Origin of the sequence: Mesorhizobium huakuii, from assembly GCF_014189455.1 — a bacterium.
Taxonomy (GTDB): domain Bacteria; phylum Pseudomonadota; class Alphaproteobacteria; order Rhizobiales; family Rhizobiaceae; genus Mesorhizobium; species Mesorhizobium huakuii_A.
Map to the genome: position 1 here is coordinate 4,166,858 of NZ_CP050296.1, position 15,152 is coordinate 4,182,009.

Here is a 15,152-nt window from a genome sequence, read left to right on the forward strand (position 1 = left end):
CCTGTCTAGCGCAACAAGCTATCCCCTCGGACATTGCAGATCGCAATATTGATTGAGCATTGCCGGTAGGATATCAAAACGGCAAGCTGTGCAACGATCGGGGGGATTGATGAGCAGGACAAGTCTTTGGCTCGGTTTGGGTCTCGCGCTTGCCACGTGGCCTGCTTTGGCAGAAAAACCCTCGGATTTCTTCAAGTCCTATCAAGGGTACAATGAAGCCGGAAAGGCTTTCCTGGACAAGATCGATCCTAAGATCGGCGCGGTTGACCTTGCCGAGGGTGTGCACCTGAACCTTGGCGACAAGTTTTATTTTCTGGACAAGAAAGATACGGTCTCGGTCTTGACCGAAGCTTGGGGCAATCCGCCCAATTCCGCTTCCGACGCTGTCGGCATGATCTTTCCGGCCAAGTACGATCCTCTCGCTGAGGGTAATTGGGGGATAGAGTTGCGATGGGAGAAGATAGGCTATGTCGATGATGGCGACGCCGCGTCCATCGATTATGACGAGCTCCTCAAAAGCATGCAGTCGGACACGTTGTCGGGTAATGACCAAAGGGTAAAGGACGGCTATCCGCCTATCACCTTGATCGGTTGGGCATCACCGCCAGTCTACGACGCAGTCAACAAGCGCTTGCACTGGGCCAAAGAATTGAAATTTGGCAACGATGCCACCCATACGCTCAACTATGACGTCCGCTTCCTGGGCAGGGAGGGCGTTTTTGTGATGAGCTATATAGCAACGGTCGAGCAGCTGCCGGAGATAAAGCAGAGTCTGGATGGGGTCCTAGGCATCGCCGACTTCACTGCAGGCAAGAAGTACAGTGACTTTATACCAAGCACCGACACAGTTGCGGCAGTCGGCATTGGCGGCCTCATTGCAGGAAAATTGGCGGCGAAGGCAGGGCTCATTGCTGTGGCGCTTATCGCGCTGAAGAAATTCGGCTTGATCCTGCTGGTCCCTCTGGCAGGGCTCTGGCGCTTCATCCGTGGGAAAAGGACCACTTCGTAAGGCTCTCTCTGGGTGCCAACGACCGCAGACGCGACGACATGCCGTCGCCAGTGCGCCAAGCGGAACGCCGCGCTGGATCACCCGCGGCTCAAATCTTTGCGTTACGCGAACAGAGCAGATTTTTGTCGTCCCTTGCGCATCGTCCCGTCCACAAAAGCTCGACAGTCGCGCCCATGACAAACGCAGCATCATCACCAGGTCTTGTTGCATCGACTTCCTCGCCGCGCGAGGAACGTGTCGGCATGCTTCTGGTCTTCCTGTCGGCGCTGATGTGGAGTTTCGGCGGCACCATCGCCCGCTTCATCACCGTCGGTGATAGTTGGACGGTTATCTTCTGGCGCTCCGTCTGGGCCGCTGCCTTCCTGCTCTCCTTCATGGCCTGGCGTGACGGCTGGCGCGGCATGCTGAGATCGTTTCGCGACATGGGCCTGCCTGGCCTTGCCGTCGGGCTCTGCTTCACCATCGCATCGACCGCCTTCGTCGTGGCGCTCGCCTACACCACCGTCGCCAACATCCTTTTGATGCAGGCCGGCGTGCCGCTTCTGGCGGCGTTGTTGGCCTGGGCATTGTTTCGCGAACGGGTTGGTGCCGTGACCTGGGCGGCGATCGCCGCCGTCATTGCCGGCGTCGCCATCATGGTGTCGGAATCGCTCGATGGCGCCGTCTCACCCATAGGCGACGGGCTGGCGCTGCTTATCGCCTTGATGTTCTCGATCGCCACCGTCATCACAAGGCGGTTCGCCAGCGTCAGGATGACGCCGGCGACCTGCCTCGGCACGATCCTGGCCGCGGGCTTTGCCGCCTCGCAGGCGTCGACCTTCACTGTCTCGGCCGCCGACATGGGCTTTCTCTTCGCCTTCGGCGTGGTCAATCTCGGCATCGGTCTCGCTTTCTTCGCCACCGGCGCGCGGCTGATCCCTGCCGCCATCGCGGCGCTGCTCGGCACATTCGAGCCGATCCTTGGGCCAATATGGGTCTGGCTCATCCATTCCGAGGTGCCGTCCGGGCGCACCATCATCGGCGGCGCGGTGGTGGTCACGGCGCTGCTCGTCCATATCGGGCTCGAGTTCAAGCGCCAGGCGCGGCCGCAAAGGGCAGGGGTCACCGGGGTGCCGTCGCCGAATTGATGCAGGCCGCTGAAGCTTTGCCATTGACAATGTTGCTGCCGCCCGGGCAGGCTGGGAGCACGGCAACAACAAGACAGGCGTATCTTGCCAAGTCTCCCCGGCGGCCCGATCGAGACCGCTTCATATTTCTGTATTTCTGTCCGCGCGGCGGCGAAAGCTTCTGACGGCGCCGTGATCTCCCTCCAGACCGGGACAAATGCGCGATCGCGACCGCCGCGCCAATCGGCGCTTGTTGTCCCCTGGAAAGCTCAATAGTCTGAAACAAATGCCCGGCCGCGCGCCTGCCGCGACGAGCCGGCGATGGAACACTCACCAAAGGAGAATAGCATGATCCGCAAAGCGCTCTGGCTTTCGGCAACCTCGGTATTTCTGACATTGTTCACGCCTGCCGGGCACGCCGAGGACCGCGTCGTCAATGTCTTCAACTGGTCCGATTACATCGACCCGACGATCGTCGAAGATTTCACCAAGAAGACCGGCATCAAGGTCGTCTACGACACGTTCGATTCCAACGAGATCCTCGAAACCAAGCTGCTGGCCGGCGGCAGCGGCTATGACGTCGTCGTGCCGAGCGGCAATTTCCTTGCCCGCCAGATCCAGGCCGGCGTGTTCCAGAAGCTCGACAAGTCGAAACTGCCGAACCTCTCCAACATGTGGGACACTGTTTCGCAAAGGACCGCCAAATACGACCCGGGCAACGAATACTCGATCAATTATATGTGGGGCACGGTCGGCATCGGCTACAACATCAAGAAGGTGAAGGCAGCACTCGGCACCGACAAGATCGACAGCTGGGACGTGTTCTTCAACCCCGAGAGTCTCGCCAAGCTGAAGGACTGCGGCGTCTATGTGCTGGATTCGCCGGCCGACATCATTCCGGCGGCGCTGAAATATGTCGGCCTCGACCCGAACAGCACCTCGCCCGACGACATCGCCAAGGCCGAGGAAGCCCTGATGAAGGTCCGCCCCTTTATCCGGAAATTCCACTCATCCGAATACATCAATGCGCTCGCCAATGGCGACATCTGCCTGGCGGTTGGCTGGTCGGGTGACGTCTTCCAGGCGCGCAACCGCGCCCAGGACGCCAAGCAAGGCGTGGAGATAGGCTATTCCGTGCCGAAGGAAGGCGCCCAGATGTGGTTCGATCAGATGGCGATCCCGGCCGATGCGCCGCATGTCGCCGAAGCGCATGAATTCCTCAACTACATGATGACGCCGGAAGTGATCGCCAAATCGTCGAACGCCGTGCTCTACGCCAACGGCAACAAGGCATCGCAGCAGTTCGTCGACAAGGCACTGCTGAGCGACCCGGCCGTCTATCCGGACGACGCGACGTTGCAGAAGCTCTACACGGTCTCTCCTTACGATCCCAAGACCCAGCGCGTTATCACGCGCACCTGGACCAAGATCGTCACCGGCCAATAAGCATTTGAAGCGACCCCGACAGACAACTGCCGGGGTCGCGTTTTTTGAGGAATCAATAAGCACGGAGTGGGGATATGAAATCGCTTGGCAGCATCCGCAGGGATTTCGCGCCATGGAACGACCCGAACGCCAAGCCATACATCCAGTTCGACAACGTCACCAAGAAGTTCGGTGACTTCACCGCCGTCAACAATCTGTCGCTGACCATCTTCGAGCGCGAATTCTTCGCCCTGCTCGGCGCCTCGGGTTGCGGAAAGTCGACGTTGCTCAGGATGCTTGCCGGGTTCGAGGAACCGACAGCCGGCCGCATCCTGCTCGATGGCCAGGATTTGCGCGGCATCCCGCCCTATCGCCGGCCGGTCAACATGATGTTCCAGTCCTATGCCCTGTTCCCGCATATGACGGTGGAGAACAACATCGCCTTCGGCCTCAAGCAGGAAGGCATGCCCAAGCCCGATATCGAAAAGCGCGTCGCCGAGATGCTGAAGCTGGTCAAGCTCGAGCAATTCGCCAAGCGCAAACCGCACCAGCTCTCCGGCGGCCAGCGCCAGCGCGTCGCGCTCGCCCGTTCGGTCGCCAAGCGGCCGAAGGTGCTGCTGCTCGATGAGCCGCTCGGCGCGCTCGACAAGAAGCTGCGCGAGGAAACCCAGTTCGAATTGATGGATTTGCAGCAGGAACTCGGGCTGACCTTCGTCGTCGTCACCCACGACCAGGAAGAAGCGATGACCATGGCCGATCGCATCGCCATCATGGACAAGGGCGAGGTCATGCAGGTTGCGACGCCGGCGGAAGTCTATGAAGCCCCGGCCTCGCGCTTCGTCGCGCATTTCGTCGGTAATGTGAACATGTTCGAGGGCAAGGTCGCCGAGCGGTCGGCCAACACCACCCGCATCACTGGAGCGAGCGGAGCCCAGATCGTCGTCGAGAATGGCGGCGCGGCCGCCGCGCCAATGCCGATATCGTCTTCGCCATCAGGCCGGAGAAGATCAAGGTCTCGTCGAAGAAGCCCGCCGATGCCGTCAACGCGCTGGAAGGCGAGGTCTATGACGTTGCCTATCTCGGCGACATGACCGTCTACCACATCAGGCTCGACGACGGGCAGATCATCAGGGCGAGCGCCCTCAACGCGGCGCGCGTGACCGAGGATCCGCTGACCTGGAACGACCGCGCCTGGGTGTCCTTCCGGCCCGACGCCGGCGTCGTGCTGGCACGGTAGGGGGCGGATATGTCCAACATCGCCGTCACCGATGCCGCCGCGCCATCGACTTCCGCCAAGCCGTTCCTGAACCGCCTGGGTGCCGGCTTCGTCAACCGGCTCGTCATCATCGTCCCCTACCTCTGGCTTCTCTTCTTCTTCCTCATTCCCTTCGTCATCGTCTTCAAGATTTCACTGTCACAGACAGCGATCGCCATGCCGCCCTACACGCCGGTGCTCGATTTCAGCGACGGCGTCTCCGGCTTCTTCGCCGGCTTCCGCGACCTCAACTTCGACAATTATGTCTGGCTGACGCAGGACGCGCTCTATTTCAAAGCCTATGTGACGAGCGTCATCATTGCGGCGATCTCGACCGTCCTGACGCTGATCGTCGGCTACCCCATCGCCTATGGCATGTCACGTGCGCCGGCCACCATCCGCCCGACCTTGCTGATGCTGGTCATCCTGCCGTTCTGGACGTCGTTCCTGATCCGCGTCTATGCCTGGATCGGTATCCTCAAGCCCGAGGGCCTGCTCAACCAGTTGCTCCTGTCGCTGCACATCATCAACCAGCCGCTGGTCATCCTCAACACCTATACGGCGATCTTCATCGGCATCGTCTATTCCTACCTGCCGTTCATGGTGCTGCCGCTCTATTCGTCGCTGGAAAAGATGGATTATTCGCTGATCGAGGCGGCCAAGGATCTCGGCTGCCCGCCGACGTCAGCCTTCTGGAAGATCACCTTCCCGCTGTCGCTGCCGGGCGTCATCGCCGGCTGCCTGCTGGTGTTCATCCCGGCCGTCGGCGAGTTCGTCATCCCCGATCTGCTCGGCGGCTCGTCCACGCTGATGATCGGCAAGACGTTGTGGAACGAGTTCTTCGCCAACCGTGACTGGCCGGTGTCGTCGGCGGTCGCCGTCATCCTGCTGTTGCTGCTCACCGTGCCGATCATGCTTTTCCAGCAGGCACAGGCGCGTGCCCAGGAGCAGGGCAAATGAACGCCACCTGGAGTCGTTTCAACGTCACCTCGATCGTGCTGGGCTTTGCCTTCCTGTACCTGCCGATCGTGCTGCTCATCGTCTTCTCGTTCAACGAGTCCAAGCTCGTCACCGTCTGGGGCGGCTTCTCGACCAAATGGTACGTGTCGCTGTTTCACAATCAGGGCCTGATGGATGCCACTTGGGTCACGGCGCGCGTCGGCGTCATTTCGGCGACGGTGGCGACCGTGCTCGGCACGCTGGCGGCACTCACCTTGACGCGCTACACGCGCTTCCGAGGCAGGGTGCTGTTTTCCGGCATGGTCTTCGCACCGCTGGTCATGCCGGAAGTCATTACCGGGCTGTCGCTGCTGCTGCTCTTCGTTGCCGTCGGTCTCGACCGCGGCTTCTTTACGGTGACGCTCGCCCACATCACGCTGACAATGTGCTTCGTGGCGGTCGTCGTGCAGTCGCGCCTGGTTTCCTTCGACCGTTCGCTAGAGGAGGCGGCGATGGATCTCGGCGCAACGCCGGCCAGGACCTTCTTCCAGATAACGCTGCCGGTCATCCTGCCGGCGATCGTGTCCGGCTGGATGCTGGCCTTTACGCTGTCGCTCGACGATCTGGTCATCGCCAGCTTCACCTCTGGGCCGGGCGCCACGACGCTGCCGATGAAGATTTACAGCCAGGTCCGCCTTGGCGTAACGCCGGAGATCAACGCCGCCTGCACCATCCTGATCGCCGTCGTCGCGGTCGGCGTCATCATCGCCTCGATCGCCAACAAGCGGCGTGAGGTGCAGCGCCAGCTCGACGAACAGGCGGCGCAACGCGGGTGAACAGGATCGCGCTCAACTGAAGGAGAGCAGGATTCTATTCGCCCGAAACGCCGCGGCTTATCGGGGAAATGAACGGCGTGCTCCAGGTTCCGCCGACGAAGAAGGACGACTGGTTGGGCCCTTGCTGGCCGGTCTTCTGTGCCGCCGCCTGGTCCGGCTGGATAACGCCGCCGGACAGCGCCAGCCCACGCCCCGCATAGGAGGCGATGCCGGAAAGCCAGATCTTGTATTTCGCCGAATTGGCTTCGGCCTTGTCCAGCCTCGCCACGCCTCGCGAAATGGTCGCCTTCACTTCGGCGCCGTCGATCGGCAGCGTGCCGTCCGAGACATCGTCGAGCGCGAAGAAGCCGCCCTGTTCGCTATGCTTGAGAAAGGCCGCCAGGTTGAACTTGCTGAGAGCGCCCGGGCCGAAGGTCGCCGAGACCGAGCCGTCGGCATTTTCAAAGATCGAATCCCAGGTCCTGCCCGGTCCCTTGAGGATAACCGAAACGGTGCCCGTGCCGACCGGCACCAGCCGGGTCATGCCGGCCGCCGTGCCGAACGCACCGCCGTCGACGTCGGACGCAAGCAGCCGGATCTCGACCTGGGTGCCCTCGGGCTTGCGGTCGAAACGCAGGCTGGTCTGGATGTTGCCGCCAAAGGCCGAAGCGTCGGAGATATCGAAGACGGAAAGACCGTCCTTGACCTGGGCGGTGGCGGCGACATCGGCGAGCTGTATGGCGCCGGCCGTGGCATGTGCCGCCGACAGCCTGAGATCGAGGTTGACCCGGTCGGCGAAATTTCCCTCGACGTCACCTGGTCCAGTCCCGCTCGCCGGCCCAAGCGGCGTGAAGGCGGACAGGAAGGACCTGAGGTCGAGCGTGTCGAAGGCGAGCGTGCCCGAGATCACCGGCTGGGCGTCGCCAAGTGACAGGTCCAGCGCGCCCATGCCCGGATTGTTGTCCAGCGCCAGCGCGGTGTTCTCGAATTTGATGCGTCCGGCCGATGCCGTGACCTTGCTCGAAATGCTGACGGAGCCGATCGCAGCACTTGGCGCGATGCCGGCCTGCGACCATTCCAGCACGCGGCGCAGCGAAGGTGCCGCGAACTTCACCTGGCCGTCGAAATAGGCGTTCTCGGACATGCTGGCCGTGCCGTCGAAGGAGAAAGTGGCGGGCGCGGCCTTGAAGGACAGAGTGAGCGGCGCCACGCCGCCGGCAAACAGCACCAGCGGCTTCGGTGAGGCAGCGTCGAGGGCGACGCTTTCGCCACGCCAGATCCCGGTTGCCGACAATGTCGCATTGCTGTTCATCGCCGCCCAGGTCGCCTGGCCGCTGAGGCTGCTCAGGATTTCCACGTCCTTGCCGTCGACGGAAGCCACCATGCGGCCGTCCCTGAACTCAACTGTACCGAAGGCATCGGCCGGCAGCTTGTCGAGATCGGGCTTGGCAGGGTCGGCATTGACCACGCCGCGCGCCGTGTCGATGGAGCGCGCGATGCGGCCTCCGGTCGGTGCCGTGGGCAGGAACAGGCCATCCGCCGTGCGCTGGACGCGGATCGTCGGCCGCACCAGCCGTGCCGTGGAAAACGCCACGTCGCCCTGCAAGGCCGCCATGGCCGAGAGGTCGATCTCCACCCGTTCGGCTTCGACGACCGGCGGCGCATCGGTGTCCGTCCACTTGGACAGCGTCACGTCGGTCAGGATTGCCCGGAATTTCGGCCAGACCTCGATGCGCGGCGAGCCTTCGATGGCGACCCGGAATCCGCTCCAGGCGCTCATTTCCCAGGCGATGCGGTCGCGCACGATACGCGTCGAGGCGATCAGCGGCAGGGTGGCGACCACCAGAGCGATGACGATCACGGCAGCGCCGATCGCCCATACTCCGCGGCGGATCAAGGATGATGGCATCTCGCCCTATATGCTTCCGTTCCGATAAATCGCCCGACAGATATAACCCCAGTCGTCACTACGACTTAGGACTGAGGCATTTCAAGTCTTTATGGCCCGGCGATGGCATTTGCGCACACCTGAGGGTATCGGCCCAACAAAATCTTGCTCTGCTGCGCTGCGATATGCATAAGCGATGACGACCGAGGAGGATCGATCATGGCTGCCGAAGTACCGCTCTGGACCCCAACGCAAGACCGGATCGACGCTTCGCCATTGACAGCTTTCATGAAGGCGGCGGAGGCGAAAGCCGGCACTTCCTTCGCTTCCTACGCCGAGTTGCATCGCTGGTCGGTCGAGGATCGCGAAGCGTTCTGGAGCCTGGTCTGGGACTTTTCCGGCATTGTCGGCGAAAAGGGCAAGCATATGCTCGCCGATGGCGACAAAATGCCGGGTGCCTCGTTCTTCCCCGACGCGACGCTGAATTTCGCCGAGAACTTGTTGAAGAAGACCGGCGCCGGCGAAGCGATCGTCTTTCGCGGCGAGGACAAGGTCGAACGGCGGCTGTCCTGGAACCAGCTGCAGGGGCTGGTCTCGCGCCTGCAGCAGCTGTTCCTGTCGCTCAAGGTCAAGAAGGGCGACCGCATTGCCGCGATGATGCCCAACATGCCCGAAACCGTCGCCGCCATGCTGGCGGCTGCCTCGATCGGCGCGGTGTGGTCATCCTGCTCCCCCGATTTCGGCGAGCAGGGGGTGCTCGACCGGTTCGGCCAGATCGAACCTGTCATCTTCATCGCGCCCGACGGCTATTGGTACAATGGCAAGGCGATCGAGGTCGCTGACAAGGTCGCGGCGGTCGCGGCCAAGCTCGGCAGCGTCCGCAAGGTCCTGCTCGTCGATTATCTCGGCACCTCGGCCGACGTGGCCGCAACCATCGACAAGGCGGTGGCGATGGAAGAGGCGCTGTCGTCCTTCGCCGTCAAGCCCGTCAGCTTCGAGCGGCTGCCGTTTTCGCATCCGCTCTACATCCTGTTTTCATCAGGAACCACCGGCATTCCCAAATGCATCGTCCATTCGGCCGGCGGCACGCTGGTCCAGCATGTCAAGGAACACCGGCTGCATGCCGGGCTGATCGACGGCGACCGCTTCTTCTATTTCACCACCTGTGGCTGGATGATGTGGAACTGGCTGGTGTCGGGCCTCGCCTCCGGGGCGACGCTGCTGCTTTATGACGGTTCGCCCTTCTACCCCAGCGGCAATGTGCTGTTCGACTTCGCCGATGCCGAGAAGATGACCTTTTTCGGCACCTCGGCCAAGTTCATCGATTCCGTGCGCAAGGCCGGCCTCAAGCCGATCCACAGCCATGATCTGTCGACCGTGCGTGCGATTTCCTCCACCGGCTCGCCGCTGTCGCCTGAGGATTTCCGCTTCGTCTATGACGGCATCAAGAAGGACGTGCATCTCGCCTCGGTTTCCGGTGGCACCGACATCGTCTCCTGTTTCGTGCTCGGCGTGCCGACGCAGCCAGTGTGGACCGGCGAGATCCAGGGACCCGGCCTTGGCCTCGCCGTCGACGTCTGGGACGACGATGGCAAGTCGGTCAGGGAGGAGAAGGGCGAACTGGTCTGCACCAAGGCGTTTCCGTCCATGCCGATCGGCTTCTGGAACGATCCGGATGGCAAGAAATACCAGGCCGCCTATTTCGAGCGTTTCGACAATGTCTGGTGCCATGGCGATTTCGCCGAATGGACCGCGCATGGCGGCATGATCATCCATGGCCGCTCCGACGCCACGCTCAACCCGGGCGGCGTGCGCATCGGCACGGCGGAGATCTACAACCAGGTCGAACAGATGCCGGAAATCCTGGAAGCGCTGTGCATTGGCCAGGATTTCGACAATGACGTGCGTGTCGTGCTGTTCGTGCGGCTGGCCTCCGGCGTCCAACTCGACGAGGACCTGGAAAAACGCATCCGCGCCAAGATCCGCAGCGGCGCCAGCCCGCGCCATGTCCCGGCCCGGATCGTCGCCGTGTCGGATATTCCGCGCACCAAATCGGGCAAGATCACCGAGCTCGCCGTGCGCGATGTCGTGCATGGCCGCGCCATCAAGAACAAGGAAGCGCTCGCCAACCCGGAAGCGCTGGAGCTGTTCCGGAACCTGCCGCAGCTTGCCGAGTGAGCCCGACCGGCATGGTTAACCAAATATGTCGCTCGAATTTACCTAGATTTCACGAGTGGTACACATTCGTAAATTTTTCGACGACCCGGTAAGGACTTGTTAAGGCCCGACCCCGATAGTCGCATGTAACTTGAGGGAGAAATCCCGTTCCTCAGCCCCCGGAGGATCTGAATTCGCTCAAGCCCCCGTTGTGACAGCAATCCCATCTCTTAAGGCGTCCTCTAGGGCGCCTTTTCTTTGGGCTTGCTATTCCGCGAGCACCCGGGTCGAGGGAAAAGCGACCTCCACCAGCGTGCCTTCGCCGGGCGTCGAATTGATGGTGAAGCGGGCGCGGTTTGCCTCCACCATCGCCTTGGTCAGCGGCAGGCCAAGGCCGGTGCCGTCGCCACGCCCGCGCTTCAGCGCGTTGATCTGCTTGAACGGCTTCAGCGCCTGCTCGATCTCGGCCTGGCTCATGCCGATGCCGGTGTCGCGCACGCGCATGACGACATCGCCCGAAGTTTCATAGGCGGTCGAGACGATCACCTGGCCGCCGGCCTGGGTGTAGCGGATAGCGTTGGATAGGATGTTGAGCGCGATCTGGCGCACGGAGCGCAGATCGGCCACCACCTCCGGCAGCCGCGAGGCGAAGCTGGAGCGGATGATGACGCGTTCGCGATTGGCCTGCGGCTGCATCATCGCCACCGTCTCGGCCAGCGTGTCGTTGAGCGACACCGCCTCGTAGGCCATTTCCTGCTGGCCGGCCTCGATCTTCGAGATGTCGAGCAGGTCATTGACCAGGTCGAGCACATGGTTGCCCGAGCGGTTGATGTCGCGCAGATAGTCGCGGTAGCGGTCATTGGCGACCGGTCCGAACTTCTCGTCGACCATCAGTTCGGAGAAACCGATGATGGCGTTGAGCGGCGTGCGGATCTCGTGGCTGATGCGAGCCAGGAAATCGGTCTTCTGCGAGGACGCCCGTTCGGCCACCGCGCGTGCCTGGGTGAGATCTTCTTCGGCCCGCTTCCACTGCGTGATGTCGCGCACGACGGCACAGAAACCGCTGTCATTGGGCAGCCGGCCGATGGTCATGAACAGCGGGATGAAGCGCCCCTGCGCCTCGCGCCCGATCACCTCGCGGCCGTCATTCATGACGCTCGCCACGCCGGGTTCGGACAGCCCGGTGAGATAGTCGCGCGCCGCGCGCTGGCTTTCGATGGCAAACAGCGAGGCGAACGGTTTGCCGGCCACCTCGTCGCTGTCGAAGCCGAACAGCGCCTCGGCCGGGCGGCTGATCGAGCGGATGGTGCCGTCGCTGCCGATCAGCACGACGCCGTCGGTGGCGGTATCGATGATGGTGCGCATCTCGGCGATACGCGCCTTGAGCTCGGAAATGTCGGGCTGCGTCGGCTCCTCGCCGACCGCGTGCAGGGCCGCAGGCGCGTCATCCTCGCCGGAACGGCGCACCACCAGCATCAGTGCCTTGCCCTCGCGCCAGGGAACGGAGCGCAGGATGGCGTCGATCGGGAATTCCTGTCCGCCGTGCGTCCTCAGCCGCAGCGCCCGGTCGCTGCCGTCGGAGGCGCCATCATCGGCGTAGGGGTCGGCAAACAGCGCGCCCAGGCCGCCCGCATCCTCGAGGTCCTCGAGGGCGGCGTAGCCGGTCAGATTCAGGAACTCTTCATTGGCGTAGTGCAACTGGTCGCCCGAATGGATGAGCAGCGGCACCGGCAGCTTGCCGAGCAGCAAGGTGTCCGGAGCCTTGCTTTCGTCGCCGACGGAAAACGCCGACGGCACGAACCCTTCCGTCTTGAGCGGTGGCACCTGCAGGCGTGGGCGCTGGATCTCGGCTGCGTCGCGTGCACTGACAGTCTCAGCGCCTGGCGGAATGGCTTGCCCGTCGGAGACGGTCGATGGCGCAACATGCTCTGGGGTCTGATCATCAACCCCGGCATCCTCCGCGCCGTCGTTCCAATCCTCATTGTCTTCGGCATCGCGAAAATCGGCCGACGTCATGCTGTCATCATCGTCGGCTGCGACATGTCCGGCGTTCGCAACTGCCGGTTCGCCCTCAGTCGCGGTGGGCTCGGCATCTTCCGGTTCCGTGGCTACCAGTTCAGAGACCGGGAGCCCGTCATTGTCCGCGACAGGGCTGGGCTCATCGGCGCGGTCGGCGTAGCTTAGCAGCGAGCCTGTCGCGCCGGCCGGCGTGTCGGCATGTTCCTCGTGAACCACGTCGTCCGGATGGGCGCCGTCGAGTCGTGCGAGGTCCGCCTCGTCCTCGGCATCGGTCTCGGATGGCTCGGCCGGTACTGCGTCGTTCCCTGGTTCCGTGGCCGGGATTTCGCCGGCTTCTGCCGGCTCCTGATCCTGGGCAGCATCCGGCGTCGACACAACCTCACCGGCGGACTTGATCGGAGCTTCCGTCTTCATGGCCGGGGTCCCGGCTGCTGCCTCCGGCGCAGGCTCAACCGGTGTCTTGATCGCCGGTTCCAACGGGCGTTCGGTGCCGGGCTTCTCGGCTTTCGGCGGCTCGGTCGGTGCGCTGTCCTTCTTCAGCCGTTCGCCGATCTCGCGGAAGGCACTGCGTTCCAGCGTCGACAGTCCCTTGTCGTTGGCCGGCTGCCGGTGTTCGGCCAGCCGGATGACCTTGTCGGCAAAGCGTCGCTCCGGTTTCGGCACGATGGTCAGCGCCGGCACCTCGCCCTTGAACGGGTCCGCCGCGTTTGGTTCCTCGGCCTTCGGCTCTTCCGTCTTCGGCTCTTCGGCGGGAGCCTCGATGGCTTCCGGTTCCGGCGCCTTGCCATTGGGCATCAGGGCCATGCCGATCGCTTCCGGATCGACGATCGCGTCACTGGCGCGGGCAACGCCGAAGCCGCGAAAACCTTCAAAGGCGCGGCTGCGGCCATAGACAGGCAAAGCCGCGAGGTCGACGGGGATCTTCAGGTCGGTGCCGACGACAGGCCACAGCACGGAGCGGCCGGACCAGGTGTCGCGCCGCTCCAACAGGCTGGCGATCTCGCCGGACGCGTCAAGGCCGAATGCCGCCGCGACATCCCTGAAGCGCCGGCCGATCACGTCGGCGGCCGGCTTGCCGACGATGTCTGCGAATTCCGGCGACAGCGCGCTGAACTTGCCCTCGGCATCGGTGCGCCAGACGAAGCGCAGCGGCGCCGCCGAGCGGTCTATTGTCCGGGCGGCTGGGCTTGCGACCGGCGCAGCCGGCGGGGCGGCCTCGTCCTGCTTCGCGCTGGAAGCCTCGCCGCCGATCGCTTCGACCTCGTTTTTCGGCTCCGACGCGGCAGGCGCGGGTCCCGCGTCATCCTCGCCGGCATGGAAATACCAATGATCGTGCTGCGCGGGCGTGCCGCCCGCTACCGGCTGATCGTTGTCGGCGGCAACCGGTGTCGGCCCGGTCGGCTCCGCAACCTCCTGCGCTGCCTGTTCCGGCATATTTTCGGCCGCGGGCTCGGAAGAGACCGGCTCCTGCTCGACCTCGGCAGCAGCAAGTGGCTCGATCGCTTCTGCCTGCGAAACATCCGCCGTCGGCTGATTGTCCTGGTGAGGCTTGGATTCTGCGGCGGCGTTCTCTACCGCTGTTTTTTCCCCGCCAATCTCGTTAGCGGGGCTTTCCGTTGCTGCGGGGAGGGTGTCTGCCGAGGCTTCTGCAGCAGAAGCGTTGTCCTCAAGCTGATTCTCGTCGATCACCACCAGGAGATGCCGCTCCGGCGTCAGCCGGGCGAGGCCGGCGGGGTAGGAGGTGTTGCCGCCCGGAACCAGGCGCTTGACGATGCGCTCGTCCTCGGCAGCGACATCGGCCACCAGGGCGGCCAGCGTTGCTGGCTGGATGCCGAGCTTCGAAAAGCCGTCCGACGCGGCCTCGACATTGCCCCCGGCATCGATGAAGGCGATGAAATGGCCGTCTTCGGTGAAGCCGCTGATCGCCCGGCTGGCGATCTCGGCGGCACTGCGCGAGCCTGTCTGGGCTGCAGGCACCGCCAGCATGATCGCCTTCTCACCGTCGGGCAGGGTCACGGCACTTGCCTGGAAGCCGATGGTGCGGCTGGTCATGCCGGTCGCCAACCTGACGGTGATGCCACGATCGCTGCCGATCTCGGGAAAGCCGCTGGTCGCCATGATCTGGCGGCGGGCAATCAGCGGCAGCTGTGCCGAGGCGCCGATGATCGATTCTATATCGGGATAGCCGAATACGGCGGCACCCGGCCCATTGGCCCAGATCACCTGCTCCAGGTCCACCGACAGGATCGCGATCGCGTCGCCGGCGGCAAAACGCTGGCGAACCGCGTCGAGCACGGCGACGTCGAGGAAGGAATATTCGGACGGCATGCGCTTGGCGAACCCTCACGGAGCGGCGAAATTTGCAGTTAACGCTTTGTTAATAAAAGCCGGCGGCGCGAAGGTCCACAAGCCAGAACGTGCAAAGGCTGGTTTCTGGGCTTTTGGTTAACGGCCAGAAAGAAATTTATGGTGCACTGCAACAAAGATATTGCAATGCACAAAATTTGCCTTTATATTGCCATCATAACTGAACGAGACG

8 protein-coding genes and 1 pseudogene are annotated in these 15,152 nt (G+C 63.1%); 7 read left to right on the forward strand and 2 right to left on the reverse strand.

What is annotated here, in order from left to right; all coding sequences use genetic code 11:
* Nucleotides 1-109: 109 nt before the first annotated feature.
* The 6 genes and pseudogenes from HB778_RS20350 to HB778_RS20375 all read left to right on the forward strand — a co-directional run bounded on the left by HB778_RS20350 (nt 110) and on the right by HB778_RS20375 (nt 6,570).
* Nucleotides 110-1,009, forward strand: a complete 900-nt coding sequence (locus tag HB778_RS20350) for a DUF2167 domain-containing protein (protein ID WP_183456417.1) — start codon at nt 110-112, stop codon at nt 1,007-1,009.
* A 173-nt stretch (nt 1,010-1,182) separates the two neighbouring features.
* Nucleotides 1,183-2,136 carry a DMT family transporter gene (locus HB778_RS20355; RefSeq protein ID WP_183456419.1) on the forward strand — a complete coding sequence of 318 codons (954 nt, stop codon included), beginning with the start codon at nt 1,183-1,185 and terminating at the stop codon, nt 2,134-2,136.
* A 327-nt stretch (nt 2,137-2,463) separates the two neighbouring features.
* On the forward strand, nt 2,464-3,561 hold the full coding sequence (locus tag HB778_RS20360) for a polyamine ABC transporter substrate-binding protein (RefSeq protein WP_183456421.1): 1,098 nt from the start codon (nt 2,464-2,466) through the stop codon (nt 3,559-3,561).
* Between the two features lie 74 nt (nt 3,562-3,635).
* Nucleotides 3,636-4,777, forward strand: a pseudogene (locus tag HB778_RS20365) (ABC transporter ATP-binding protein).
* Nucleotides 4,778-4,786: 9 nt separating this feature from the next.
* Nucleotides 4,787-5,755 carry an ABC transporter permease subunit gene (locus HB778_RS20370; RefSeq protein ID WP_183456423.1) on the forward strand — a complete coding sequence of 323 codons (969 nt, stop codon included), beginning with the start codon at nt 4,787-4,789 and terminating at the stop codon, nt 5,753-5,755.
* Nucleotides 5,752-6,570: an ABC transporter permease gene (locus tag HB778_RS20375; RefSeq protein ID WP_183456425.1), complete on the forward strand. Its 819-nt coding sequence runs from the start codon at nt 5,752-5,754 to the stop codon at nt 6,568-6,570. Before HB778_RS20370 ends, HB778_RS20375 begins: the two co-directional genes overlap by 4 nt.
* A 34-nt stretch (nt 6,571-6,604) precedes the next feature.
* Here the strand turns inward: HB778_RS20375 and HB778_RS20380 are convergent, their stop codons facing one another.
* On the reverse strand, nt 6,605-8,458 hold the full coding sequence (locus HB778_RS20380; RefSeq protein ID WP_183456427.1) for an AsmA family protein: 1,854 nt from the start codon (nt 8,456-8,458) through the stop codon (nt 6,605-6,607).
* Between the two features lie 198 nt (nt 8,459-8,656).
* Between HB778_RS20380 and HB778_RS20385 the strand changes: the two genes are divergently transcribed.
* Nucleotides 8,657-10,615 (forward strand): acetoacetate--CoA ligase, encoded by a 1,959-nt coding sequence (locus HB778_RS20385; protein WP_183456430.1) that lies wholly within the window; start codon nt 8,657-8,659, stop codon nt 10,613-10,615.
* A 246-nt stretch (nt 10,616-10,861) separates the two neighbouring features.
* On the opposite strand, the gene HB778_RS20390 is transcribed toward HB778_RS20385, so the two are convergent.
* A complete protein-coding gene (locus HB778_RS20390) occupies nt 10,862-14,941 on the reverse strand; it encodes a PAS domain S-box protein (protein WP_183456432.1) in 4,080 nt (1,359 codons plus the stop codon).
* Nucleotides 14,942-15,152: the final 211 nt, after the last annotated feature.